A 22,508-nucleotide genomic window follows, 5' to 3' on the forward strand; every position below is an offset into this window, starting at 1 on the left:
AAGCGCCGAACGATAGTGTGCATCCATCCAGTGTTTGGTTTTATACTCCTGCCTTTACGCCCGCCGATCGAGGCCACTTTTGGACAAGATTCTGATTCGTGGGGCCCGCACCCACAACCTGAAGAACATCGACCTGACCCTGCCGCGGGACAAGTTGATCGTCATCACCGGGCTGTCTGGGTCCGGCAAGTCGTCCCTGGCTTTCGACACGCTGTATGCCGAAGGCCAGCGCCGCTATGTCGAGTCGCTCTCGGCCTATGCCCGACAGTTCCTGTCGATGATGGAAAAGCCCGATGTCGACACCATCGAAGGCCTCTCGCCGGCGATTTCCATCGAACAGAAATCCACCTCCCACAACCCGCGCTCCACCGTCGGCACCATCACCGAGATCTACGACTACCTGCGCCTGCTCTATGCCCGCGTCGGTACTCCACGCTGCCCGGACCACGACATCCCGCTGGAAGCCCAGACCGTCAGCCAGATGGTCGACCTGGTGCTGGCCCAGCCCGAAGGCAGCAAGCTGATGCTGCTGGCCCCGGTGATCCGCGAGCGCAAGGGCGAACATCTGTCGGTCTTCGAAGAGTTGCGAGCCCAGGGCTTCGTTCGCGCCCGGGTCAACGGCAAGCTGTTCGAGCTGGACGAGCTGCCGAAGCTGGATAAACAGAAGAAGCACTCCATCGATGTGGTGGTCGACCGCTTCAAGGTCCGCGCCGACCTGCAGCAGCGCCTGGCCGAATCCTTTGAAACCGCCTTGAAACTGGCGGACGGGATTGCCCTGGTGGCGCCGATGGACGACGAGCCGGGAGAAGAGATGATCTTCTCCGCGCGCTTCGCCTGCCCGATCTGCGGCCATGCCATCAGCGAACTGGAACCCAAGCTGTTCTCCTTCAACAACCCGGCCGGTGCGTGCCCGACCTGCGACGGGCTGGGGGTCAAGCAGTTCTTCGACATCAAGCGCCTGGTCAATGGCGAGCTGACCCTGGCCGAAGGGGCGATACGCGGCTGGGACCGGCGCAACGTCTATTACTTCCAGATGCTCGGTTCGCTGGCCTCTCATTACGGCTTCAGCCTGGAAGTACCGTTCAACCAACTGCCCGCGGATCAGCAGAAGGTCATCCTGCACGGCAGCGGCACCCAGAACGTCGACTTCAAATACCTCAACGACCGGGGCGACATCGTCAAGCGCTCCCATCCGTTCGAAGGGATAGTGCCGAATCTGGAGCGCCGCTACCGGGAAACCGAGTCGGCCACCGTGCGTGAAGAGCTGGCCAAGTTCCTCAGCACCCAGCCCTGCCCGGATTGCCGTGGCACCCGCCTGCGTCGCGAAGCGCGGCACGTCTGGGTGGGCGAGAAAACCCTGCCGGCAGTCACCAGCCTGCCCATCGGCGACGCCACCGATTATTTCGGCACCCTGAAACTCACCGGGCGCCGTGGCGAAATCGCCGACAAGATCCTCAAGGAAATCCGCGAGCGCCTGCAGTTCCTGGTCAACGTCGGGCTCGACTACCTGACCCTGGACCGCAGCGCGGACACCCTGTCCGGCGGCGAAGCCCAGCGTATCCGCCTGGCCAGCCAGATCGGCGCCGGCCTGGTGGGGGTGATGTACATCCTCGACGAGCCGTCCATCGGACTGCACCAGCGGGACAATGATCGCCTGCTGGGAACCCTGAAACACCTGCGCGACATCGGCAACACGGTGATCGTGGTTGAACACGATGAAGACGCCATTCGCCTGGCCGACTATGTCGTCGATATCGGCCCGGGGGCCGGTGTGCACGGCGGGCGAATCGTTGCCGAAGGCACCGCCGCAGAGGTCATGGCCCATCCGGACTCCCTGACCGGCAAATACCTCTCGGGCCGGGTGAAGATCGTGGTGCCGGCCAAGCGCACGCCGCGCAACAAGAAGCTCTCCCTGACCCTCAAGGGCGCTCGCGGCAACAACCTGCGCAATGTCGACCTGGAGATCCCCATTGGCCTGCTGACCTGCGTCACTGGGGTATCGGGCTCGGGCAAGTCGACCCTGATCAACAACACCCTGTTCCCCTTGAGCGCCACCGCACTGAATGGCGCCACCACCCTGGAAGCCGCGCCACACGACAGCATCAACGGCCTGCAGCACCTGGACAAGGTAGTGGATATCGACCAGAGCCCGATCGGCCGGACTCCGCGCTCCAACCCGGCGACCTACACCGGGCTGTTCACCCCGATCCGCGAGCTGTTCGCCGGGGTACCCGAGTCGCGCTCCCGGGGCTACGGGCCCGGTCGCTTCTCCTTCAACGTCAAGGGTGGGCGCTGCGAGGCTTGCCAGGGCGATGGCCTGATCAAGGTGGAAATGCACTTCCTGCCGGACATCTACGTGCCCTGCGACGTGTGCAAGAGCAAGCGCTACAACCGCGAAACCCTGGAAATCAAGTACAAGGGCAAGAGCATCCACGAGGTGCTGGAAATGACCATAGAGGAAGCCAGGGAGTTCTTCGACCCGGTGCCTGCCCTGGCGCGCAAGCTGCAGACCCTGATGGATGTGGGCCTGTCCTACATCAAGTTGGGGCAGTCGGCGACGACCCTGTCCGGTGGCGAAGCGCAGCGGGTCAAGTTGTCTCGCGAGCTGTCCAAGCGCGACACCGGCAAGACTCTGTATATCCTTGATGAGCCGACCACGGGCCTGCACTTTGCGGATATCCAGCAGTTGCTGGACGTACTGCACCGCCTGCGCGATCACGGCAACACCGTGGTGGTGATCGAACACAACCTGGATGTGATCAAGACCGCCGACTGGCTGGTGGACCTGGGGCCGGAAGGCGGCTCCAAGGGCGGCCAGATCATTGCCGTGGGCACCCCGGAGCAGGTTGCGGAGATGCCGCAGTCCCATACCGGGCACTACCTCAAGCCGTTGCTGACCCGCGACCGCGCCTGAGGCCCATGAAAAAGCCCCTGGCACTTGACGGTGCCAGGGGCTTTTTTGTCTCTAGGGGTTGCTGCCCCTCCCGCAGAAGCGAGCTTTACTCGCGAACAGGCAGCAACACCTAACGCAATCAGAACTGCGATTGCAGGTAGTTCTCCAGGCCGATGGACTTGATCAGGCCCAACTGCTTCTCCAGCCAGTAGGTGTGATCTTCCTCGGTATCCGCCAGCTGGATCCGCAAGATGTCGCGGCTGACATAGTCCTTGTGCAACTCGCACAGCTCGATGCCTTTGCACAACGCGGCGCGCACCTTGTATTCCAGGCGCAGGTCGCTGGCCAGCATCTCGGGCACCGTGGTTCCGGTGTCGAGATCGTCAGGGCGCATGCGCGGAGTGCCTTCGAGCATCAGGATGCGGCGCATCAGGGCGTCGGCGTGTTGCGCCTCTTCTTCCATTTCATGGTTGATACGCTCATAGAGCTTGGTAAAGCCCCAGTCTTCGTACATCCGCGAGTGGATGAAATATTGGTCGCGTGCTGCCAGTTCACCCGTCAGCAACGTGTTGAGGTAATCGATTACGTCCGGGTGACCTTGCATCGCCCTACATCTCCCTGCTTGAAAGTGGATAGTTTGAACCAAGCTGACTTGCAGGTCACTTAGAAACAGCTGAAAAAGTGAAGAATATCTGAGAAAACCAGTAGAAATAACGCAAAAACCGCCCGAATGAGGGCGGTTCTGCTTCTTATTTAGACTTACTTGAGCGATACGCCCAAAGCTTTGGCGATGCCTTCGCCGTAAGCCGGGTCGGCCTTGTAGAAATGCTGCAACTGCCGATCAACCACATCAGCCGTCACTCCAGCCATGGCGCCGGCGATGTTGTTGATCAGCAACGCCTTCTGCTCATCGTTCATCAGGCGGAACAAAGCACCAGCGTGGCTGTAGTAGTCGGTGTCTTCACGATGATCGTAGCGGTCCGCAGCACCGCTGAGTGCCAGGGCCGGCTCGGCATAACGTGGAGCTTGCTTCGGCGCATCGCCGTAGCTGTTGGGCTCGTAGTTAGGCGCCGCCCCCCCATTGGTACCGAAAGCCATGGAGCCGTCGCGCTGGTAGCTGTTCACCGGGCTCAATGGAGCGTTCACCGGCAACTGTTGGTGGTTGGTACCCACACGGTAGCGATGCGCGTCGGCGTATGCGAATACCCGGCCTTGCAGCATGCGGTCCGGCGAAAGACCTACCCCAGGTACCATGTTGCTAGGGCCGAATGCAGCCTGCTCGACCTCTGCAAAGTAATTCAACGGGTTGCGATTCAGTTCCAGCTCACCCACTTCGATCAACGGGAACTCTTTCTGCGACCAGGTCTTGGTCACATCGAAGGGGTTCTCGTAATGCGCGGCGGCTTGAGCTTCGGTCATGACCTGGATGCACACGCTCCATTTCGGAAACTCACCGCGCTCGATCGCATTGAACAGGTCGCGCTGGGCGTAATCAGGATCGGTACCGGCCAGGCGCGCTGCGTCAGCCGGCGCCAGGTTCTTGATGCCCTGCTTGGTCTTGTAGTGCCACTTGACCCAGTGCCGCTCACCCTTGGCGTTGATCAGGCTGTAGGTGTGGCTGCCAAAGCCATGCATGTGGCGGTAGCCGTCCGGAATACCCCGATCGGAAAACAGAATGGTTACCTGGTGCAGCGCCTCTGGCGAATGGGACCAGAAATCCCACATCATCTGGGCACTTTTCAGATTGCTCTGGGGCAAGCGCTTCTGGGTGTGGATAAAGTCGGGAAACTTCAGCGGGTCGCGAATGAAGAACACCGGGGTGTTGTTGCCTACGATGTCCCAGTTGCCTTCTTCGGTGTAGAACTTGAGGGCAAAGCCGCGTGGGTCACGCTCGGTGTCTGCCGAACCACGCTCGCCGCCTACCGTGGAAAAACGCAGGAAGGTCGGAGTCTTCTTGCCTACCGCCTGAAACAGCTTGGCGCTGGTGTACTCGGTGATATCACGAGAAACGGTGAAAGTGCCATAGGCGCCTGAACCCTTGGCGTGCACGCGACGCTCGGGAATATTCTCGCGGTTGAAATGGGCGAGCTTTTCGATCAGGTGAAAATCGTCGAGAAGCAGAGGGCCCCGGGGGCCGGCGGAACGAGAGTTCTGGTTATCTGCGACAGGAGCGCCACTTGCGGTAGTAAGAGTTTTGGTCTGGCTCATGCTCAATCTTCCTCTGTCAGTCTGTGAAACTGCCGGCTAATCGGCTGACAAAGAGTATTGACCACCAGTGTTACAACATCCAATGCATTACACATTAGCTAACGATAGAAATATCCAATATAGGCAGACACAAAAAACCGGGCGCTAGGCCCGGTTCCTTGTTTCAGACTGACGTCTTACTCAGCGGATACAGCTTCACCGCCGACAGCACGATCAACCAGTTCAACGTACGCCATAGGAGCGTTGTCGCCAGCGCGGAAACCGCACTTGAGGATGCGCAGGTAGCCACCCTCACGGGTAGCGTAGCGCTTGCCCAGGTCGTTGAAGAGCTTACCAACGATAGCTTTCGAACGAGTACGATCGAAAGCCAGACGGCGGTTAGCCAGGCTGTCTGTCTTGGCCAAAGTGATCAGCGGCTCGGCAACGCGGCGCAGTTCTTTAGCTTTCGGCAGTGTAGTTTTGATCAGCTCGTGCTCGAACAGCGACACCGCCATGTTCTGGAACATGGCCTTGCGGTGCGAGCTGGTGCGGCTCAGGTGACGCCCACTTTTACGATGACGCATGGTTCATTCCTTACCAAACACAACGTTCGGTGATTACGACGATCAGGCAGTCGCCTTGTCGTCCTTCTTAAGACTTGCAGGCGGCCAGTTGTCGAGGCGCATGCCGAGGGACAGACCGCGGGAGGCCAGAACGTCCTTGATTTCAGTCAAGGATTTCTTGCCCAGGTTCGGAGTCTTCAACAGTTCTACTTCGGTACGCTGAATCAGGTCGCCGATGTAGTAAATGTTTTCCGCCTTAAGGCAGTTAGCCGAACGTACAGTCAGTTCCAGATCGTCAACCGGGCGAAGCAGGATCGGATCGATCTCGTCTTCCTGCTCGACTACCACTGGCTCACTGTCACCCTTGAGGTCGACGAACGCAGCCAACTGCTGTTGCAGGATGGTTGCAGCACGACGGATAGCCTCTTCAGGATCCAGAGTACCGTTGGTTTCCAGATCAATAACCAGCTTGTCCAGGTTAGTACGCTGCTCGACACGGGCGTTTTCCACCACGTATGCGATACGGCGAACCGGGCTGAACGAAGAGTCGAGCTGCAAGCGACCAATGCTGCGGCTTTCGTCTTCATCGCTCTGACGCGAGTCGGCCGGTTCATAACCACGACCACGAGCTACTACGAGCTTCATGTTCAGTGCGCCGTTAGACGCCAGGTTAGCGATTACGTGATCGGGATTAACGATCTCGACATCATGATCCAGCTGAATATCGGCAGCGGTAACCACCCCCGAACCCTTCTTCGACAAGGTCAGCGTAACTTCGTCACGGCCGTGCAGCTTGATAGCCAGACCTTTAAGGTTCAACAGGATTTCAATTACGTCTTCCTGTACACCTTCGATGGCGCTGTACTCGTGGAGCACACCGTCAATCTCGGCCTCGACTACTGCACAGCCGGGCATTGAGGACAACAGGATGCGGCGCAGCGCGTTGCCCAGGGTGTGGCCAAAACCACGCTCGAGAGGCTCGAGGGTGATCTTGGCGCGGGTTGGACTGACAACCTGCACATCAATGTGGCGGGGTGTCAGGAACTCATTTACCGAAATCTGCATGGATGCACCTATTTTCTAGCCCTTACTTGGAGTAGAGCTCGACAATCAGGCTTTCGTTGATGTCGGCGGACAGATCACTGCGAGCTGGAACGTTCTTGAAAACGCCCGACTTCTTCTCAGTGTCTACTTCTACCCATTCTACGCGGCCACGTTGAGCACACAGATCGAGAGCTTGGACAATGCGAAGTTGATTTTTTGCTTTCTCGCGAACAGCGACCACGTCACCAGCACGAACCTGGTAGGACGGAACGTTAACGGTCTGACCGTTTACGCTGATCGACTTGTGCGATACCAGCTGACGGGATTCGGCACGAGTAGAACCGAAGCCCATGCGGTACACAACGTTGTCCAGACGGCATTCGAGCAGTTGCAACAGGTTTTCGCCGGTTGCGCCCTTCTTGCCAGCTGCTTGTTTGTAGTAGCCGCTGAATTGACGCTCGAGTACGCCGTAGATACGACGAACTTTTTGCTTTTCACGCAGCTGGGTGCCGTAGTCGGATTGACGACCGCGACGCTGGCCGTGGATGCCAGGAGCTGCTTCGATGTTGCACTTGGATTCGATAGCGCGCACGCCGCTCTTCAGGAAGAGATCGGTGCCTTCGCGACGAGCCAGTTTGCATTTTGGACCAATGTAACGAGCCATTCTTTACAATCTCCTGGATTACACGCGGCGCTTCTTCGGCGGACGGCACCCGTTGTGCGGGATTGGCGTCACGTCGGTGATGCTGGCGATCTTGTAGCCACAGCCGTTCAAAGCGCGGACTGCGGATTCACGACCTGGACCTGGACCCTTGACGTTGACGTCGAGGTTTTTCAGGCCATATTCCAGCGCAGCTTGACCAGCACGCTCAGCAGCTACTTGAGCAGCGAACGGGGTGGACTTGCGAGAACCGCGGAAACCCGAACCACCGGAGGTTGCCCAGGAAAGAGCATTACCTTGACGGTCGGTGATGGTCACGATGGTGTTGTTGAAAGACGCGTGGATGTGGGCGATGCCATCAACCACTGTCTTTTTAATCTTTTTACGAGGACGAGCAGCAGGTTTTGCCATGACTAAATTCCTGTCGATTCGCTGGTGCGATTACTTGCGGATCGGCTTACGCGGACCTTTGCGAGTACGCGCGTTGGTCTTGGTACGCTGACCGCGCACTGGAAGACCACGACGATGGCGCAGACCGCGGTAGCAGCCCAGATCCATCAAGCGTTTGATTTTCATGTTGATTTCGCGACGCAGGTCACCTTCAGTGGTGAACTTCGCCACTTCGCCACGCAGCTGTTCAATTTGCTCGTCGCTCAGATCCTTGATCTTCGCAGCTGGGTTGACCCCAGTCACCGCGCAGATTTTCTGCGCAGTAGTGCGACCAACACCATAGATGTAGGTCAGCGAGATAACAGTATGCTTGTTATCTGGAATGTTAACGCCTGCAATACGGGCCATTCAGTGGGACTCCAATTGACAGCTACCTACGCCCCGGAAGCCAAGAAATAGGGCGCGAGATAATATCGCTGTAATAACAAATAATCAACCCGGCAGCGCACTAGCTGCCGGGCTTGAAGCACAATCACACTCAGCCTTGGCGCTGTTTGTGACGCGGTTCCGCGCTGCAAATTACTCGAACAACACCTTCGCGGCGAATAATCTTGCAGTTACGGCACAGCTTTTTCACCGATGCACGAACTTTCATCACCAACTCCTCGAACCTTATGGATTAGCGCAGCATGCCGCTGCCGTAACCCTTCAGGTTGGCTTTCTTCATCAGGGATTCGTACTGGTGGGAAACGAGGTGCGATTGTACTTGCGACATAAAGTCCATAACAACCACGACCACGATCAGCAACGAGGTCCCGCCAAGGTAGAACGGAACGTTTGCAGCAACCACCAGGAACTGGGGCAACAGGCAGACGGCCGTCATATATAGAGCACCGAACATGGTCAAACGAGTCAGAACGCCATCAATGTAGCGCGCCGACTGCTCACCTGGACGGATGCCCGGAATAAAGGCACCGGACTTCTTCAGGTTTTCCGCTACGTCTTTCGGATTGAACATCAACGCCGTATAGAAGAAGCAGAAGAAAATAATCCCTGCACTAAACAGCAGAATATTCAACGGCTGACCAGGAGCGATCGACTGCGAGATGTCCTGCAACCAGCCCATACCTTCAGACTGACCGAACCAGGCACCCAACGAAGCCGGAAACAGCAAAATGCTGCTCGCGAAGATAGCAGGAATAACACCGGCCATATTCACTTTCAGCGGCAAGTGGCTGGTCTGCGCAGCAAATACCTTGCGGCCCTGCTGACGCTTGGCGTAATGAACAGCAATACGACGCTGACCACGCTCAATGAACACCACAAAACCGATAATCGCTACTGCCAGCAAACCGATCGCAACCAAGGCAAAAATGTTGATATCACCCTGACGTGCAGACTCGAAAGACTGCCCGATCGCTCTCGGAAGACCGGCGACGATACCTGCGAAAATCAACATCGAGATACCGTTGCCAACACCACGCTCAGTAATCTGCTCACCCAGCCACATCATGAACATCGCACCAGCCACAAAAGTGGATACCGCGACGAAATGGAAGCCAAAGTCACCAGTGAACGCAACACCCTGACCCGCCAAGCCAACGGACATGCCGATAGCTTGAACCAGGGCCAGGATGACAGTGCCGTAGCGGGTGTACTGGCTGATCTTGCGACGGCCAGCTTCACCTTCCTTCTTCAACTGCTCCAACTGCGGGCTGACGGCTGTCATCAGCTGCATGATGATCGATGCCGAGATATACGGCATGATCCCCAGTGCAAAGATGCTCATCCGTTCCAGCGCGCCGCCGGAAAACATGTTGAACAAGCTAAGAATGGTCCCCTCATTCTGTCGAAACAGGTCCGCGAGTCGGTCAGGGTTGATACCTGGAACCGGGATGTGTGCGCCTATTCGGTAGACGATAATCGCCAAGAACAGAAAACGCAGACGAGCCCAAAGTTCAGACATACCGCCTTTGCCGAGCGCAGAGAGAGCACCTTGCTTAGCCATTTATTCCTCGAACTTGCCGCCAGCTGCTTCGATAGCCGCACGCGCACCTTTGGTGGCTGCGATACCCTTGATGGTCACAGCGCGAGTAACTTCGCCGGACAGCATGATTTTCACACGCTGAACGTTTTGGTTAATCACGTTGGCATCTTTCAGGGACTGCACGGTGACGATGTCGCCTTCCACTTTAGCCAGCTCGGACAAACGCACTTCTGCGCGATCCATGGCCTTCAGGGAAACGAAACCGAACTTCGGCAGGCGACGATGCAGCGGCTGTTGACCGCCTTCAAAGCCTGGAGCAATGGTGCCACCGGAGCGGGAAGTCTGACCTTTGTGGCCACGGCCACCAGTCTTACCCAAACCACTACCGATACCACGGCCCGGACGATGCTTTTCGCGACGGGAACCCGGCGCTGGACTCAGATCATTGAGTTTCATCGATTAACCCTCGACACGCAGCATGTAGTAAGCCTTGTTGATCATCCCGCGATTCTCGGGAGTATCCTGGACTTCTACAGTGTGACCGATGCGACGCAGACCCAGACCCTTAACGCACAGTTTGTGGTTAGGGATACGGCCGGTCATGCTTTTGATCAGCGTTACTTTTACGGTAGCCATGATCAGATGATCTCCTGGACGCTTTTGCCACGCTTGGCGGCAATGGATTCAGGGGACTGCATTGCTTTCAAACCCTTGAAAGTGGCGTGAACCACGTTTACTGGGTTAGTCGAGCCGTAGCACTTGGCCAGAACGTTCTGAACGCCAGCTACCTCGAGGACAGCACGCATAGCGCCGCCAGCGATGATACCGGTACCTTCAGAAGCAGGCTGCATGTACACCTTGGAAGCGCCGTGAGCGGACTTCATTGCGTACTGCAGAGTGGTGCCGTTCAGGTCAACTTGGATCATGTTGCGGCGAGCAGCTTCCATTGCCTTCTGGATCGCAGCAGGCACTTCACGCGACTTGCCACGGCCGAAGCCAACACGGCCCTTACCATCACCAACCACGGTCAACGCGGTGAAAGTGAAGATACGGCCGCCTTTTACGGTTTTGGCTACGCGGTTAACTTGAACCAGCTTCTCGATGTAGCCTTCGTCGCGCTTTTGGTCGTTATTTGACATAACTTAGAACTCCAGCCCAGCTTCACGAGCAGCATCAGCCAGCGCCTTGACGCGGCCGTGGTACTTGAAGCCAGAGCGGTCGAAAGCCACCTGCGAGACGCCAGCGGCTTTCGCACGCGTAGCGACCAGCTGGCCAACCTTAGTGGCCGCGTCGATGTTGCCAGTGGCGCCATCACGCAGTTCTTTATCCAAAGTCGAGGCACTTGCCAGGACTTTGTTGCCGTCGGCCGAAATGACCTGGGCGTAGATGTGCTGCGAAGAGCGGAACACGCAGAGACGCACGACTTCGAGTTCGTGCATTTTCAGGCGTGCTTTGCGAGCGCGACGCAGTCGAGTAACTTTTTTGTCGGTCATTTGCTATGCCCTACTTCTTCTTGGCTTCTTTACGACGGACGACTTCGTCCGCGTAGCGCACACCTTTGCCTTTGTAAGGCTCTGGTGGACGGAAGTCGCGGATCTCAGCGGCCACTTGACCTACCAGCTGCTTATCGATGCCCTTGATCAGGATATCGGTCTGGCTAGGAGTCTCAGCGGTGATGCCTTCCGGCAGTTCGTAATCCACTGGATGCGAGAAGCCGAGGGCCAGGTTCAGCACTGTGCCTTTTGCCTGTGCCTTGTAACCAACACCGACCAGCTGGAGCTTGCGCTCGAAGCCTTGGCTTACGCCTTGGACCATGTTGTTTACCAGAGCACGAGTGGTACCGGCCATTGCGCGAGTTTGTTGGTCGCCGTTGCGAGCAGCGAAACGCAGCTCACCAGCTTCCTGAACAATTTCAACGGACGAGTGTACGTTCAGTTCGAGAGTGCCCTTGGCACCCTTCACCGAAAGCTGTTGGCCGGCGAATTTGACTTCGACACCAGCTGGCAGCTTAACGGGGTTCTTAGCGACGCGAGACATGCTTATCCCCCCTTAGAACACAGTGCAAAGAACTTCGCCGCCGACACCGGCAGCGCGCGCAGCACGATCAGTCATCACACCTTTGTTGGTGGAGACGATAGACACGCCAAGACCGCCACGTACTTTCGGCAGTTCTTCAACGGACTTGTACTGACGCAGGCCTGGACGGCTAACGCGCTTCACTTCTTCGATGACCGGACGGCCTTCGAAGTACTTCAGCTCGATGGACAGCAGAGGTTTGATTTCGCTGCTGATCTGATAACCCGCGATGTAACCTTCGTCCTTCAGGACTTTTGCTACAGCCACCTTCAGCGTGGAAGACGGCATGCTTACGACGGACTTTTCAGCCATCTGGGCATTACGGATTCGAGTTAGCATGTCCGCTAACGGGTCCTGCATACTCATGGGCTAGATGCTCCTGATACAAAAAGAATTAGCCTTGCGGCTACAACTGTCGCCGAGAAATTCCGGGCAAAAAACACGGGCTCAGGCGAGCCGGTCATTCTAGACACACCCCAGAAATGAATCAAGCCCCAAAAGGGGCTTGATTCACGTTCAAGGCCACCGGCGATCGGGATCTTGCGAGCCCGAACACCGAGACTTTGATAGCTATTACCAGCTGGCTTTAACCAGACCTGGTACGTCACCACGCATTGCAGCTTCACGCAGCTTGTTACGGCCCAGGCCGAACTTGCGGTAAACGCCGTGCGGACGACCAGTCAGGCGGCAGCGGTTACGCATGCGCGAAGCGCTTGCATCACGTGGCTGCTTCTGCAGAGCTACGGTAGCTTCCCAACGAGCTTCTGGACTTGCGTTCAGATCCACGATGATAGCTTTCAGCGCTGCACGCTTGGTGGCGTACTTGGCAACGGTGAGCTGACGCTTCAGCTCACGGTTCTTCATGCTCTTCTTGGCCATTTTCCTACTCCAATCAGTTGCGGAACGGGAATTTGAAAGCACGCAGCAGAGCGCGGCCTTCATCATCGTTCTTAGCAGTGGTGGTCAGGGTAATGTCCAGACCGCGGAGAGCATCGATCTTGTCGTAATCGATTTCCGGGAAAATGATCTGCTCTTTAACGCCCATGCTGTAGTTGCCACGACCGTCGAAGGACTTGGCATTCAGGCCGCGGAAGTCGCGAACCCGAGGCAGGGAGATCGACAGCAGACGATCCAGGAACTCGTACATACGCTCACGGCGCAGGGTCACTTTGACGCCGATCGGCCATCCTTCGCGGACTTTGAAGCCCGCGATGGATTTACGAGCGTAGGTCACAACGACTTTCTGGCCGGTGATCTTTTCCAGGTCAGCAACAGCATGCTCGATGACTTTTTTGTCGCCGATTGCTTCGCCCAGACCCATGTTCAGGGTGATTTTGGTAACGCGCGGAACTTCCATCACGTTCGAAAGCTTAAGTTCTTCCTTAAGTTTCGGAGCGATTTCCTTCCGGTAAATCTCTTTTAGTCGTGCCATGGTCTTCTACCTAGCAGTGTTCAAGCATCAACCGCTTTTTGGGTCGACTTGAAGACACGAATTTTTTTGCCGTCTTCTACTTTGAAACCAACGCGGTCAGCCTTGTTGGTTTCGCTGTTGAAAATGGCGACGTTGGAAGCGTGCAGTGGCGCTTCTTTCTCGACGATACCGCCCTGTACGCCCGACATCGGGTTAGGCTTGGTATGACGCTTGACCAGGTTCAGGCCACCGACGACCAGACGGTCGTCAGCCAGAACCTTAAGCACCTTACCGCGCTTACCTTTGTCTTTGCCGGCGATCACGATGATCTCGTCGTCACGACGAATCTTTTGCATGTCGGATCTCCTTACAGCACTTCTGGGGCGAGCGAGACGATCTTCATGAACTTCTCGTTGCGAAGTTCACGGGTCACTGGCCCAAAGATACGGGTGCCGATCGGCTCTTGCTTGTTGTTCAACAGAACAGCAGCGTTGCCATCAAAGCGGATGATGGAGCCGTCTGCACGACGAACACCATGGCGAGTGCGGACTACAACAGCAGTCATCACCTGGCCTTTTTTCACCTTACCGCGAGGAATTGCTTCCTTGACGGTAACTTTGATGATGTCACCGATACCAGCGTAACGACGATGGGAGCCACCCAGCACCTTGATGCACATAACGCGGCGAGCGCCGCTGTTATCGGCCACATCGAGCATGGATTGAGTCTGAATCATATAATTTCTCCGACCCCTAGCCCTTAGACTTCCACAGCGCGTTCGAGAACATCAACCAGGGCCCAAGACTTGGTCTTGGCCATCGGACGAGTTTCACGAATAGTGACTTTGTCGCCGATGTGGCACTGATTGGTTTCGTCGTGCGCGTGCAGCTTAGTCGAACGCTTAACGTATTTACCGTAGATAGGGTGCTTAACGCGACGCTCGATCAGAACGGTGATGGTCTTGTCCATCTTGTCGCTGACAACACGGCCAGTCAGCGTACGGACAGTTTTTTCGGCTTCAGCCATGATTACTTACCTGCCTGCTGGTTGAGCACAGTCTTCACGCGAGCGATGTCACGCTTAACTTGCGAGAGCAGATGAGACTGCCCCAACTGGCCAGTTGCTTTCTGCATACGCAGATTGAACTGGTCGCGCAGCAGGCCGAGCAGTTGCTCGTTCAGCTGCTGTGCGGATTTTTCACGAAGTTCATTCGCTTTCATCACATCACCGTCCGTTTAACAAAGGAGGTGGCGAGCGGCAGCTTTGCAGCAGCCAGGGCGAAAGCCTCACGCGCCAGCTCTTCAGAAACACCCTCGATTTCATACAGGACTTTGCCTGGCTGAATCTGGGCTACCCAGTATTCGACGTTACCCTTACCTTTACCCATCCGAACTTCGAGAGGCTTTTTGGAAATAGGCTTGTCCGGGAATACACGGATCCAGATCTTGCCACCACGTTTTACGTGACGGGTCAGAGCACGACGCGCTGACTCGATCTGACGAGCGGTGAGACGACCACGAGCAACAGACTTCAGCGCGAACTCGCCGAAGCTGACTTTGCTACCGCGCAATGCCAGACCACGGTTGTGGCCGGTCATTTGCTTGCGGAACTTCGTACGCTTTGGTTGCAACATTTGGCGTACCCCTTACTTAGCAGCTTTTTTACGAGGCGCAGGTGCTTGCGGCTTCAGCTCTTCTTGGCGACCACCAATTACTTCGCCTTTGAAGATCCAAACCTTCACACCGATCACACCGTAAGTGGTGTGAGCTTCGTAGGTGGCATAGTCGATATCGGCACGCAGGGTGTGCAGTGGCACACGACCTTCGCGATACCATTCAGTACGTGCGATTTCAGCACCGCCGAGACGACCGCTCACTTGGATTTTGATGCCTTTGGCACCAATGCGCATGGCGTTCTGTACGGCGCGCTTCATAGCACGACGGAACATTACGCGGCGCTCCAGCTGCTGAGCTACGCTCTGCGCAACCAGCATACCGTCGAGCTCCGGCTTGCGGATCTCTTCGATATTGATGTGCACAGGCACACCCATTTGCTTGGTCAGGTCCTGACGCAGCTTCTCAACATCTTCACCTTTCTTGCCGATCACGATGCCGGGACGAGCGGTGTGGATGGTGATGCGTGCAGTTTGAGCCGGACGATGGATATCGATACGGCTTACGGACGCGCTTTTTAGTTTGTCTTGGAGATACTCACGCACATTCAGATCTGCGAGCAAATAGTCCGCATAAGTCCGACCGTCTGCGTACCAGACGGAGGTGTGCTCCTTGACGATTCCCAGGCGAATGCCAATGGGATGTACTTTCTGACCCATCTCTTCGACTCCGTTACTTGTCAGCAACCTTGACAGTGATATGGCAAGACCGCTTGACGATGCGATCAGCACGGCCTTTGGCACGTGGCATGATGCGCTTCAGCGAACGCCCTTCGTTGACGAAAACGGTGGAGACCTTCAGGTCATCAACGTCTGCGCCTTCGTTATGCTCGGCGTTGGCTACGGCCGACTCCAGCACTTTCTTCATGATCTCGGCGGCTTTCTTACTGCTGAAAGCCAACAGGTTGAGCGCTTCGCCCACCTTCTTCCCGCGGATCTGGTCGGCGACCAAGCGGGCTTTCTGGGCGGAGATTCGAGCGCCCGACAACTTAGCGGCTACTTCCATCATTCCTTACCCCTTAACGCTTGGCTTTCTTGTCAGCCACGTGCCCGCGATATGTACGGGTACCGGCGAACTCGCCCAGTTTGTGGCCGACCATGTCTTCGTTCACGAGAACTGGAACATGCTGACGACCGTTATGCACAGCAATGGTCAGACCGACCATTTGTGGCAGGATCATGGAACGGCGCGACCAGGTCTTAACTGGTTTGCGATCGTTCTTTTCCGCCGCCACTTCGATCTTCTTCAGTAGGTGAAGATCAATAAAAGGACCTTTTTTCAGAGAACGTGGCACTGTCGTATCCCTCTATTTACTTGCGACGACGGACGATCATTTTGTCGGTACGCTTATTACCACGAGTCTTCGCGCCCTTAGTCGGGAAGCCCCATGGCGATACCGGATGACGACCACCAGAGGTACGACCTTCACCACCACCATGTGGGTGGTCAACCGGGTTCATGGCAACACCACGAACGGTTGGGCGAACGCCACGCCAGCGTTTGGCACCAGCTTTACCCAGCGAACGCAGGCTGTGCTCGGAGTTCGAGACTTCGCCCAGGGTCGCGCGGCATTCAGCCAGCACTTTACGCATCTCACCAGAACGCAGACGCAGGGTCACGTAGACACCTTCACGAGCGACCAGCTGAGCCGAAGCACCAGCCGAACGAGCGATTTGCGCGCCTTTACCTGGCTTCAGTTCGATGCCGTGTACGGTGCTACCAACTGGAATGTTGCGCAGTTGCAGAGCGTTGCCCGGCTTGATCGGTGCCAGAGCACCTGCGATCAGCTGGTCGCCAGCGCTCACGCCTTTAGGGGCGATGATGTAGCGACGCTCGCCATCTGCGTACAGCAGCAGAGCGATGTGAGCAGTACGGTTTGGATCGTATTCGATACGCTCGACAGTGGCAGCGATGCCATCTTTGTCGTTGCGACGGAAGTCGACCAGACGGTAATGCTGCTTATGACCACCACCAACGTGACGAGTGGTAATGCGGCCATTGTTGTTACGACCACCAGACTTCGATTTCTTCTCGAGCAGCGGTGCGTGAGGAGCGCCTTTATGCAGCTCCTGGTTGACCACCTTGACCACAAAACGGCGGCCAGGGGAAGTCGGTTTGCATTTAACGATTGCCATGATGCACCCCTTCCTTACTCAGCACTGCTGCTGAAATCGAGATCTTGGCCTGGCTGAAGGGAGATAACTGCCTTCTTCCAGTCATTACGCTTGCCCAGACCGCGAGCGGTACGCTTGCTCTTACCCAGAACGTTCAGGGTAGTAACGCGTTCCACTTTCACGCTGAACAGGCTTTCGACGGCCTTCTTGATTTCCAGCTTGGTTGCGTCAGTAGCAACCTTGAAAACGAACTGGCCTTTCTTGTCTGCCAGAACCGTAGCCTTCTCGGAAACGTGCGGGCCAAGCAGAACTTTAAATACGCGTTCCTGGTTCATCCCAGCAGCTCCTCGAATTTCTTCACGGCCGACACAGTGATCAACACTTTGTCGTATGCGATCAGACTAACTGGATCGGAACCTTGCACGTCACGAACATCAACGTGTGGCAGGTTACGAGCAGCCAGGTACAGGTTCTGATCAACAGCGTCCGACACGATCAGAACGTCGGTCAGGCTCATGTTGTTCAGCTTGCCCAGCAGATCTTTGGTTTTCGGAGTTTCAACAGCGAAATCCTGAACCACGACCAGACGATCAGTACGCACCAGCTCAGCAAGGATGGAACGCATTGCTGCGCGATACATCTTCTTGTTCAGCTTCTGGGAGTGATCCTGAGGACGAGCTGCGAAAGTGGTACCGCCGCCACGCCAGATTGGGCTACGGATAGTACCGGCACGAGCACGGCCAGTACCTTTCTGACGCCATGGGCGCTTGCCGCCACCGGAAACGTCGGAACGGGTCTTTTGCTGCTTGCTACCTTGACGGCCGCCGGCCATGTAGGCCACGACTGCTTGGTGAACCAGCGTCTCGTTGAATTCGCCGCCAAATGTCAGTTCGGAAACTTCGATCGCTTGAGCGTCATTTACATTTAATTGCATGTCAGCTTCCCCTTAACCGCGAGCCTTGGCCGCCGGACGTACAACCAGGTTGCCGCCAGTAGCGCCAGGAACAGCACCCTTGACCAACAACAGATTGCGTTCAGCGTCGACGCGCACTACTTCCAGGGACTGCACGGTCACGCGCTCAGCGCCCATATGACCGGACATTTTTTTGCCCTTGAATACACGACCAGGAGTCTGGCACTGGCCAATAGAGCCCGGGACGCGGTGGGAAACGGAGTTACCGTGGGTGTTATCTTGACCGCGGAAATTCCAACGCTTGATGGTACCGGCAAAGCCTTTACCTTTCGACTGACCGGTAACGTCTACCAGTTGGCCAGCAGCGAAGATTTCTGCATTGATCAGATCGCCAGCTTGGTACTCGCCTTCTTCAAGACGGAATTCCCAAACGCCACGACCGGCAGCAACGTTCGCTTTAGCGAAGTGACCTGCTTGAGCAGCAGTCACGCGCGAAGCACGACGCTCACCTACAGTGACCTGCACTGCACGATAGCCATCGGTTTCTTCAGTTTTGAACTGGGTGACGCGATTCGGCTCGATCTCAATGACCGTGACCGGAATGGAGACACCTTCTTCGGTGAAAATACGGGTCATACCGCATTTACGACCGACTACACCAATAGTCATGTTGTAAACCTCATGAGTGTACGGGGCTTTCACCCGCTATGGCCGCCCATTTCAGAGCGTTACACGACTAAGACCGAGTCTTAGCCGAGGCTGATCTGCACTTCCACACCTGCCGCAAGATCAAGCTTCATAAGAGCATCAACGGTTTTATCCGTTGGCTGGACGATGTCCAGTACGCGCTTATGAGTACGGATCTCGTACTGGTCACGCGCGTCTTTGTTGACGTGCGGGGAGACCAGAACGGTGAACCGCTCTTTACGGGTAGGCAGTGGAATTGGACCACGCACTTGAGCACCAGTACGTTTCGCGGTTTCCACGATTTCCTGGGTGGATTGGTCGATCAGGCGATGGTCGAAAGCCTTCAACCTGATACGGATTTGCTGATTTTGCATTGGATTTCAGACTCCAGGCTGCTATTCCCACCGGGCGCAATACGCCCGTTAAAAGGAGGCGCAATTCTATAGACGGCCCCACAGAGTGTCAACCCAATAAAAAAGCCCCCGCAAGCGGGGGCTTCTTCATGAGTCGTCGATTACTCGATGACTTTGGCTACGACGCCAGCGCCGACGGTACGACCGCCTTCACGGATAGCGAAACGCAGACCATCTTCCATCGCGATGGTTTTGATCAGAGTGACAGTCATCTGGATGTTGTCACCTGGCATTACCATTTCAACGCCTTCTGGCAGCTCGCAGTTACCAGTCACGTCAGTAGTACGGAAGTAGAACTGTGGACGGTAGCCTTTGAAGAACGGAGTATGACGGCCGCCTTCTTCCTTGCTCAGAACGTAAACTTCAGCGGTGAACTTGGTGTGCGGCTTAACGGTGCCTGGCTTAACCAGAACCTGGCCACGCTCAACGTCGTCACGCTTGGTACCACGCAGCAGAACGCCGCAGTTCTCGCCAGCACGACCTTCGTCGAGCAGCTTGCGGAACATTTCAACGCCGGTGCAGGTAGTTTTCTGAGTGTCGCGCAGACCAACGATCTCAACTTCTTCCTGGATGCGAACGATACCACGCTCAACACGGCCAGTTACCACGGTGCCACGACCGGAGATCGAGAATACGTCTTCGATTGGCATCAGGAACGGCTTGTCGATTGCACGCTCTGGCTCTGGGATGTAGGTATCCAGAGTTTCTACCAGACGCTTAACAGCGGTGGTACCCATTTCGTTGTCGTCTTGGCCGTTCAGAGCCATCAGAGCCGAACCGATGATGATCGGAGTGTCGTCACCTGGGAAGTCGTAAGTGCTCAGCAGATCGCGCACTTCCATCTCAACCAGTTCCAGCAGCTCAGCGTCGTCAACCATGTCAGCCTTGTTCAGGAAGACAACGATGTACGGAACGCCTACCTGACGGGACAGCAGGATGTGCTCGCGAGTTTGTGGCATCGGACCATCGGCAGCCGAGCAAACCAGGATCGCGCCGTCCATCTGGGCAGCACCAGTGATCATGTTTTTGACGTAGTCGGCGTGACCTGGGCAGTCAACGTGCGCGTAGTGACGAATGTTCGAATCGTACTCTACGTGCGCAGTGTTGATGGTGATACCACGAGCTTTTTCTTCTGGGGCGCTGTCGATCTTGTCGAAGTCAACACGAGCCGAACCGAAAACTTCGGAGCAAACGCGAGTCAGAGCAGCGGTCAGAGTGGTTTTACCGTGGTCAACGTGACCGATAGTGCCAACGTTGACGTGCGGTTTGTTACGTTCAAATTTTTCTTTAGCCACGACAATTAACTCCTAGCCTAAAGGGGAGACTGAATCAGCCTTGTTTTTTAACGAGAGCTTCGACGATGTTCGACGGAGCTTCGGCGTATTTGGAGAATTCCATGGAGTAGCTCGCGCGACCCTGAGACATGGAACGAACGTCAGTTGCATAACCGAACATTTCACCCAGTGGCACTTCAGCACGAATAACCTTGCCGGACACCGAGTCATCCATACCCTGAATCAGACCACGACGACGGTTCAGGTCACCCATCACGTCACCCATGTAGTCCTCTGGGGTTACAACTTCAACCTTCATGATCGGCTCGAGCACAACGCCGCCACCCTTCTGGGCCAGCTGCTTGGTCGCCATGGAGGCTGCCACCTTGAACGCCATCTCGTTGGAGTCGACGTCGTGGTAGGAACCATCAAACACGGTAGCCTTCAGGCCGATCAGCGGATAACCGGCAACGACGCCGTTCTTCATCTGCTCTTCGATACCCTTCTGGATAGCCGGGATGTATTCCTTAGGAACCACACCACCAACAACTTCGTTGGTGAAGACCAGACCTTCGGTGATGTTGCCGTTCGCATCGACGTCTGGCTCCGAGAAACGGATCCAGCAGTGACCGAACTGACCGCGACCGCCGGACTGACGAACGAACTTGCCTTCGATCTCAACGTTGCTCTTGCTGATCTTCTCGCGGTACGAAACCTGCGGCTTGCCGATGTTGGCTTCGACGTTGAACTCGCGCTTCATGCGGTCAACGAGGATGTCCAGGTGCAGCTCACCCATACCGGAGATGATGGTCTGGCCAGTCTCTTCGTCGGTCTTGACGCGGAACGACGGGTCTTCCTGAGCCAGCTTGCCCAGTGCAATACCCATCTTTTCCTGGTCCTGCTTGGTTTTCGGCTCTACCGCTACCGAAATTACAGGCTCAGGGAAGTCCATACGCTCAAGAATGATCTGCTTGTCGAGATCGCACAGAGTGTCACCAGTGGTGACGTCCTTCATGCCGATCAGAGCAGCGATGTCGCCTGCACGTACTTCTTTGATCTCTTCACGCTGGTTGGCGTGCATCTGCACCATACGACCAACGCGCTCTTTCTTGCCCTTGACCGAGTTGATCACGGAGTCGCCCGAGCTCAGGAAGCCCGAGTAAACGCGCACGAAAGTCAGAGTACCAACGAACGGGTCGGTAGCAATCTTGAATGCCAGAGCCGAGAACGGTTCAGCATCGTCAGCATGACGCTCGTCGTAGTCAGCCTCTACCAGCTCATCCTTCGGCTTCTCGATGAGATCCGGATGGATACCCTTGATCGCCGGGATCTCGGTAGGAGCAGGCAGGAAGTCGATAACGGCATCGAGAACCAGGGGAACGCCCTTGTTCTTGAACGACGAACCGCAGACGGCCGGAACGATCTCGCTAGCCAGGGTGCGCGCACGCAGACCGGCCTTGATCTCTTCGACAGTCAGGTCACCTTCTTCAAGGTACTTGTTCATCAGCTCTTCGTTGGCTTCAGCAGCAGCTTCAACCATGTTGGAGCGCCACTCGTTAGCCAGGTCCAGCATATCGGCAGGAATTTCTTCCTCGCGATAGGTAGTACCCTTGTCGTCGTCGTTCCAGTAGATAGCCTTCATCTTGATCAGATCAACCTGACCTTCGAAGTTATCTTCAGCACCGATAGCCAGCTGGACCGGAACCGGGGTATGACCCAGGCGGTTCTTGATCTGGCCAACAACGCGCAGGAAGTTGGCACCGGCACGGTCCATCTTGTTCACGTAAACAACACGTGGAACACCGTACTTGTTGGCTTGACGCCATACGGTTTCAGACTGAGGCTCAACACCGGAAGTACCGCAGAACACAACGACCGCGCCGTCGAGTACACGCAGGGAGCGCTCTACTTCAATGGTGAAGTCAACGTGGCCAGGGGTATCGATAACGTTTACACGATAGTTATCGTATTGGCCGCGCGAACCTTTCCAGAAGGTAGTTACAGCAGCGGAGGTAATGGTGATACCGCGCTCCTGCTCCTGCACCATCCAGTCGGTGGTCGCAGCGCCGTCATGCACCTCACCCATCTTGTGGCTGAGACCTGTGTAGAACAGGATCCGCTCGGTAGTGGTAGTCTTGCCCGCGTCAACGTGGGCACAGATACCGATGTTACGGTAGCGGTTGATTGCTGTAGTACGAGCCATAAAGCCCTCGCAAAATGAA

Annotated in this window: 33 protein-coding genes; 1 reads left to right on the forward strand and 32 read right to left on the reverse strand. The window is 56.2% G+C overall.

The genetic code is table 11. From position 1 onward, the window contains the following. The first annotated feature begins 79 nt into the window (after positions 1-79). Positions 80-2,914 carry an excinuclease ABC subunit UvrA gene (gene uvrA, locus AC1RCO_RS25030; protein WP_019094235.1) on the forward strand — a complete coding sequence of 945 codons (2,835 nt, stop codon included), beginning with the start codon at positions 80-82 and terminating at the stop codon, positions 2,912-2,914. 118 nt (positions 2,915-3,032) lie between these two features. Here uvrA and bfr read toward each other — a convergent pair whose 3' ends face one another. From bfr to fusA, 32 genes are all read right to left on the reverse strand, one after another. Continuing rightward, a complete protein-coding gene (gene bfr / locus AC1RCO_RS25035) occupies positions 3,033-3,497 on the reverse strand; it encodes a bacterioferritin (RefSeq protein WP_011063770.1) in 465 nt (154 codons plus the stop codon). A gap of 155 nt (positions 3,498-3,652) precedes the next feature. Beyond that, a complete protein-coding gene (locus AC1RCO_RS25040) occupies positions 3,653-5,101 on the reverse strand; it encodes a catalase (protein ID WP_492618145.1) in 1,449 nt (482 codons plus the stop codon). Positions 5,102-5,277: 176 nt separating this feature from the next. Next, a complete protein-coding gene (gene rplQ / locus AC1RCO_RS25045; RefSeq protein ID WP_007924175.1) occupies positions 5,278-5,664 on the reverse strand; it encodes a 50S ribosomal protein L17 in 387 nt (128 codons plus the stop codon). A gap of 42 nt (positions 5,665-5,706) precedes the next feature. Beyond that, the gene (locus AC1RCO_RS25050; protein ID WP_007970428.1) at positions 5,707-6,708 is read right to left on the reverse strand and encodes a DNA-directed RNA polymerase subunit alpha; all 1,002 of its coding nucleotides are present in this window, start codon (positions 6,706-6,708) and stop codon (positions 5,707-5,709) included. A 22-nt stretch (positions 6,709-6,730) separates the two neighbouring features. Beyond that, positions 6,731-7,351, reverse strand: a complete 621-nt coding sequence (gene rpsD, locus AC1RCO_RS25055) for a 30S ribosomal protein S4 (RefSeq protein ID WP_011063772.1) — start codon at positions 7,349-7,351, stop codon at positions 6,731-6,733. Positions 7,352-7,369: 18 nt separating this feature from the next. Then, the gene (rpsK, locus tag AC1RCO_RS25060) at positions 7,370-7,759 is read right to left on the reverse strand and encodes a 30S ribosomal protein S11 (RefSeq protein ID WP_007924177.1); all 390 of its coding nucleotides are present in this window, start codon (positions 7,757-7,759) and stop codon (positions 7,370-7,372) included. Positions 7,760-7,789: 30 nt separating this feature from the next. After that, positions 7,790-8,146, reverse strand: a complete 357-nt coding sequence (gene rpsM / locus AC1RCO_RS25065; protein ID WP_003186020.1) for a 30S ribosomal protein S13 — start codon at positions 8,144-8,146, stop codon at positions 7,790-7,792. A 130-nt stretch (positions 8,147-8,276) separates the two neighbouring features. Beyond that, positions 8,277-8,393, reverse strand: coding sequence for a 50S ribosomal protein L36 (rpmJ, locus tag AC1RCO_RS25070; protein WP_002555468.1), 117 nt, complete (start codon positions 8,391-8,393; stop codon positions 8,277-8,279). Between the two features lie 24 nt (positions 8,394-8,417). Further along, the gene (gene secY, locus AC1RCO_RS25075; protein WP_003210064.1) at positions 8,418-9,746 is read right to left on the reverse strand and encodes a preprotein translocase subunit SecY; all 1,329 of its coding nucleotides are present in this window, start codon (positions 9,744-9,746) and stop codon (positions 8,418-8,420) included. After that, complete coding sequence (gene rplO, locus AC1RCO_RS25080) at positions 9,747-10,181, reverse strand: 50S ribosomal protein L15 (protein WP_007924183.1); 435 nt, start codon at positions 10,179-10,181, stop codon at positions 9,747-9,749. It abuts the gene before it with no gap. A gap of 3 nt (positions 10,182-10,184) precedes the next feature. Next, entirely contained in the window at positions 10,185-10,361 is a 177-nt protein-coding gene (gene rpmD / locus AC1RCO_RS25085; RefSeq protein WP_003176408.1) for a 50S ribosomal protein L30, read from the reverse strand. 2 nt (positions 10,362-10,363) lie between these two features. After that, on the reverse strand, positions 10,364-10,864 hold the full coding sequence (gene rpsE / locus AC1RCO_RS25090) for a 30S ribosomal protein S5 (RefSeq protein ID WP_007924184.1): 501 nt from the start codon (positions 10,862-10,864) through the stop codon (positions 10,364-10,366). 3 nt (positions 10,865-10,867) lie between these two features. After that, a complete protein-coding gene (rplR, locus tag AC1RCO_RS25095; RefSeq protein ID WP_003186037.1) occupies positions 10,868-11,218 on the reverse strand; it encodes a 50S ribosomal protein L18 in 351 nt (116 codons plus the stop codon). Between the two features lie 10 nt (positions 11,219-11,228). Next, on the reverse strand, positions 11,229-11,762 hold the full coding sequence (gene rplF, locus AC1RCO_RS25100; RefSeq protein WP_007924185.1) for a 50S ribosomal protein L6: 534 nt from the start codon (positions 11,760-11,762) through the stop codon (positions 11,229-11,231). A gap of 12 nt (positions 11,763-11,774) precedes the next feature. Further along, positions 11,775-12,167 (reverse strand): 30S ribosomal protein S8, encoded by a 393-nt coding sequence (rpsH, locus tag AC1RCO_RS25105; protein WP_011063773.1) that lies wholly within the window; start codon positions 12,165-12,167, stop codon positions 11,775-11,777. A 207-nt stretch (positions 12,168-12,374) separates the two neighbouring features. Further along, the gene (rpsN, locus tag AC1RCO_RS25110) at positions 12,375-12,680 is read right to left on the reverse strand and encodes a 30S ribosomal protein S14 (RefSeq protein ID WP_003228726.1); all 306 of its coding nucleotides are present in this window, start codon (positions 12,678-12,680) and stop codon (positions 12,375-12,377) included. A 13-nt stretch (positions 12,681-12,693) separates the two neighbouring features. Then, the gene (rplE, locus tag AC1RCO_RS25115; protein WP_003210069.1) at positions 12,694-13,233 is read right to left on the reverse strand and encodes a 50S ribosomal protein L5; all 540 of its coding nucleotides are present in this window, start codon (positions 13,231-13,233) and stop codon (positions 12,694-12,696) included. 20 nt (positions 13,234-13,253) lie between these two features. Beyond that, complete coding sequence (rplX, locus tag AC1RCO_RS25120) at positions 13,254-13,568, reverse strand: 50S ribosomal protein L24 (protein ID WP_010443924.1); 315 nt, start codon at positions 13,566-13,568, stop codon at positions 13,254-13,256. Positions 13,569-13,579: 11 nt separating this feature from the next. Then, complete coding sequence (gene rplN / locus AC1RCO_RS25125; RefSeq protein WP_011063774.1) at positions 13,580-13,948, reverse strand: 50S ribosomal protein L14; 369 nt, start codon at positions 13,946-13,948, stop codon at positions 13,580-13,582. A gap of 23 nt (positions 13,949-13,971) precedes the next feature. Further along, positions 13,972-14,238: a 30S ribosomal protein S17 gene (gene rpsQ / locus AC1RCO_RS25130; protein ID WP_003194644.1), complete on the reverse strand. Its 267-nt coding sequence runs from the start codon at positions 14,236-14,238 to the stop codon at positions 13,972-13,974. A 2-nt stretch (positions 14,239-14,240) separates the two neighbouring features. Next, positions 14,241-14,432: a 50S ribosomal protein L29 gene (gene rpmC, locus AC1RCO_RS25135; RefSeq protein WP_002555481.1), complete on the reverse strand. Its 192-nt coding sequence runs from the start codon at positions 14,430-14,432 to the stop codon at positions 14,241-14,243. Next, on the reverse strand, positions 14,432-14,845 hold the full coding sequence (rplP, locus tag AC1RCO_RS25140) for a 50S ribosomal protein L16 (RefSeq protein WP_003228729.1): 414 nt from the start codon (positions 14,843-14,845) through the stop codon (positions 14,432-14,434). The genes rpmC and rplP overlap by 1 nt, the downstream gene beginning before the upstream one ends. 12 nt (positions 14,846-14,857) lie before the next feature. Then, a complete protein-coding gene (gene rpsC / locus AC1RCO_RS25145) occupies positions 14,858-15,544 on the reverse strand; it encodes a 30S ribosomal protein S3 (protein WP_007924192.1) in 687 nt (228 codons plus the stop codon). 13 nt (positions 15,545-15,557) lie between these two features. Beyond that, positions 15,558-15,890: a 50S ribosomal protein L22 gene (rplV, locus tag AC1RCO_RS25150; RefSeq protein WP_003103908.1), complete on the reverse strand. Its 333-nt coding sequence runs from the start codon at positions 15,888-15,890 to the stop codon at positions 15,558-15,560. Positions 15,891-15,903: 13 nt separating this feature from the next. Next, positions 15,904-16,179, reverse strand: coding sequence for a 30S ribosomal protein S19 (rpsS, locus tag AC1RCO_RS25155; protein ID WP_002555486.1), 276 nt, complete (start codon positions 16,177-16,179; stop codon positions 15,904-15,906). A 16-nt stretch (positions 16,180-16,195) separates the two neighbouring features. Continuing rightward, on the reverse strand, positions 16,196-17,020 hold the full coding sequence (gene rplB, locus AC1RCO_RS25160; protein WP_011063775.1) for a 50S ribosomal protein L2: 825 nt from the start codon (positions 17,018-17,020) through the stop codon (positions 16,196-16,198). A gap of 14 nt (positions 17,021-17,034) precedes the next feature. Continuing rightward, entirely contained in the window at positions 17,035-17,334 is a 300-nt protein-coding gene (gene rplW / locus AC1RCO_RS25165) for a 50S ribosomal protein L23 (RefSeq protein WP_002555488.1), read from the reverse strand. Next, positions 17,331-17,933 (reverse strand): 50S ribosomal protein L4, encoded by a 603-nt coding sequence (gene rplD, locus AC1RCO_RS25170; protein ID WP_007924200.1) that lies wholly within the window; start codon positions 17,931-17,933, stop codon positions 17,331-17,333. Before rplD ends, rplW begins: the two co-directional genes overlap by 4 nt. Before the next feature lie 12 nt (positions 17,934-17,945). Further along, a complete protein-coding gene (gene rplC / locus AC1RCO_RS25175) occupies positions 17,946-18,581 on the reverse strand; it encodes a 50S ribosomal protein L3 (RefSeq protein WP_007924205.1) in 636 nt (211 codons plus the stop codon). Positions 18,582-18,661: 80 nt separating this feature from the next. Continuing rightward, positions 18,662-18,973 carry a 30S ribosomal protein S10 gene (gene rpsJ / locus AC1RCO_RS25180; RefSeq protein WP_003186070.1) on the reverse strand — a complete coding sequence of 104 codons (312 nt, stop codon included), beginning with the start codon at positions 18,971-18,973 and terminating at the stop codon, positions 18,662-18,664. Between the two features lie 140 nt (positions 18,974-19,113). Beyond that, positions 19,114-20,307, reverse strand: a complete 1,194-nt coding sequence (gene tuf / locus AC1RCO_RS25185; RefSeq protein WP_011063776.1) for an elongation factor Tu — start codon at positions 20,305-20,307, stop codon at positions 19,114-19,116. Positions 20,308-20,341: 34 nt separating this feature from the next. Beyond that, on the reverse strand, positions 20,342-22,489 hold the full coding sequence (gene fusA / locus AC1RCO_RS25190; protein WP_011063777.1) for an elongation factor G: 2,148 nt from the start codon (positions 22,487-22,489) through the stop codon (positions 20,342-20,344). Between the last annotated feature and the right edge of the window lie 19 nt (positions 22,490-22,508).

This window comes from Pseudomonas sp. GW823-FHT03E05 (assembly GCF_058796855.1).

Coding starts and splice junctions, on each gene's coding strand:
- rplP (WP_003228729.1), bottom strand. CDS start 14,845: ATGTTGCAACCAAAGCGTACGAAGTTCCGCAAGCAAATGACCGGCCAC.
- rplQ (WP_007924175.1), bottom strand. CDS start 5,664: ATGCGTCATCGTAAAAGTGGGCGTCACCTGAGCCGCACCAGCTCGCAC.
- rplX (WP_010443924.1), bottom strand. CDS start 13,568: ATGCAAAAGATTCGTCGTGACGACGAGATCATCGTGATCGCCGGCAAA.
- rpsJ (WP_003186070.1), bottom strand. CDS start 18,973: ATGCAAAATCAGCAAATCCGTATCAGGTTGAAGGCTTTCGACCATCGC.
- rpmC (WP_002555481.1), bottom strand. CDS start 14,432: ATGAAAGCGAATGAACTTCGTGAAAAATCCGCACAGCAGCTGAACGAG.
- rplD (WP_007924200.1), bottom strand. CDS start 17,933: ATGCAATTAAATGTAAATGACGCTCAAGCGATCGAAGTTTCCGAACTG.
- AC1RCO_RS25050 (WP_007970428.1), bottom strand. CDS start 6,708: ATGCAGATTTCGGTAAATGAGTTCCTGACACCCCGCCACATTGATGTG.
- rpsK (WP_007924177.1), bottom strand. CDS start 7,759: ATGGCAAAACCTGCTGCTCGTCCTCGTAAAAAGATTAAAAAGACAGTG.
- AC1RCO_RS25040 (WP_492618145.1), bottom strand. CDS start 5,101: ATGAGCCAGACCAAAACTCTTACTACCGCAAGTGGCGCTCCTGTCGCA.
- rplC (WP_007924205.1), bottom strand. CDS start 18,581: ATGACTATTGGTGTAGTCGGTCGTAAATGCGGTATGACCCGTATTTTC.
- rplR (WP_003186037.1), bottom strand. CDS start 11,218: ATGACCGACAAAAAAGTTACTCGACTGCGTCGCGCTCGCAAAGCACGC.
- rplV (WP_003103908.1), bottom strand. CDS start 15,890: ATGGAAGTAGCCGCTAAGTTGTCGGGCGCTCGAATCTCCGCCCAGAAA.
- rpsN (WP_003228726.1), bottom strand. CDS start 12,680: ATGGCCAAGAAGAGCATGAAGAACCGTGAGCTGAAGCGTCAGCTCACC.
- rplF (WP_007924185.1), bottom strand. CDS start 11,762: ATGTCTCGCGTCGCTAAGAACCCCGTTAAGCTGCCAGCTGGTGTCGAA.
- rpsE (WP_007924184.1), bottom strand. CDS start 10,864: ATGTCAAATAACGACCAAAAGCGCGACGAAGGCTACATCGAGAAGCTG.
- rpsQ (WP_003194644.1), bottom strand. CDS start 14,238: ATGGCTGAAGCCGAAAAAACTGTCCGTACGCTGACTGGCCGTGTTGTC.
- rplN (WP_011063774.1), bottom strand. CDS start 13,948: ATGATTCAGACTCAATCCATGCTCGATGTGGCCGATAACAGCGGCGCT.
- rplB (WP_011063775.1), bottom strand. CDS start 17,020: ATGGCAATCGTTAAATGCAAACCGACTTCCCCTGGCCGCCGTTTTGTG.
- rpsD (WP_011063772.1), bottom strand. CDS start 7,351: ATGGCTCGTTACATTGGTCCAAAATGCAAACTGGCTCGTCGCGAAGGC.
- bfr (WP_011063770.1), bottom strand. CDS start 3,497: ATGCAAGGTCACCCGGACGTAATCGATTACCTCAACACGTTGCTGACG.
- rplO (WP_007924183.1), bottom strand. CDS start 10,181: ATGAAACTCAATGATCTGAGTCCAGCGCCGGGTTCCCGTCGCGAAAAG.
- rpmD (WP_003176408.1), bottom strand. CDS start 10,361: ATGGCTACCGTAAAAGTAACGCTGATCAAAAGCATGACCGGCCGTATC.
- fusA (WP_011063777.1), bottom strand. CDS start 22,489: ATGGCTCGTACTACAGCAATCAACCGCTACCGTAACATCGGTATCTGT.
- rplW (WP_002555488.1), bottom strand. CDS start 17,334: ATGAACCAGGAACGCGTATTTAAAGTTCTGCTTGGCCCGCACGTTTCC.
- secY (WP_003210064.1), bottom strand. CDS start 9,746: ATGGCTAAGCAAGGTGCTCTCTCTGCGCTCGGCAAAGGCGGTATGTCT.
- rpsM (WP_003186020.1), bottom strand. CDS start 8,146: ATGGCCCGTATTGCAGGCGTTAACATTCCAGATAACAAGCATACTGTT.
- rpsH (WP_011063773.1), bottom strand. CDS start 12,167: ATGAGTATGCAGGACCCGTTAGCGGACATGCTAACTCGAATCCGTAAT.
- rpmJ (WP_002555468.1), bottom strand. CDS start 8,393: ATGAAAGTTCGTGCATCGGTGAAAAAGCTGTGCCGTAACTGCAAGATT.
- rpsC (WP_007924192.1), bottom strand. CDS start 15,544: ATGGGTCAGAAAGTACATCCCATTGGCATTCGCCTGGGAATCGTCAAG.
- rplE (WP_003210069.1), bottom strand. CDS start 13,233: ATGGCACGACTAAAAGAGATTTACCGGAAGGAAATCGCTCCGAAACTT.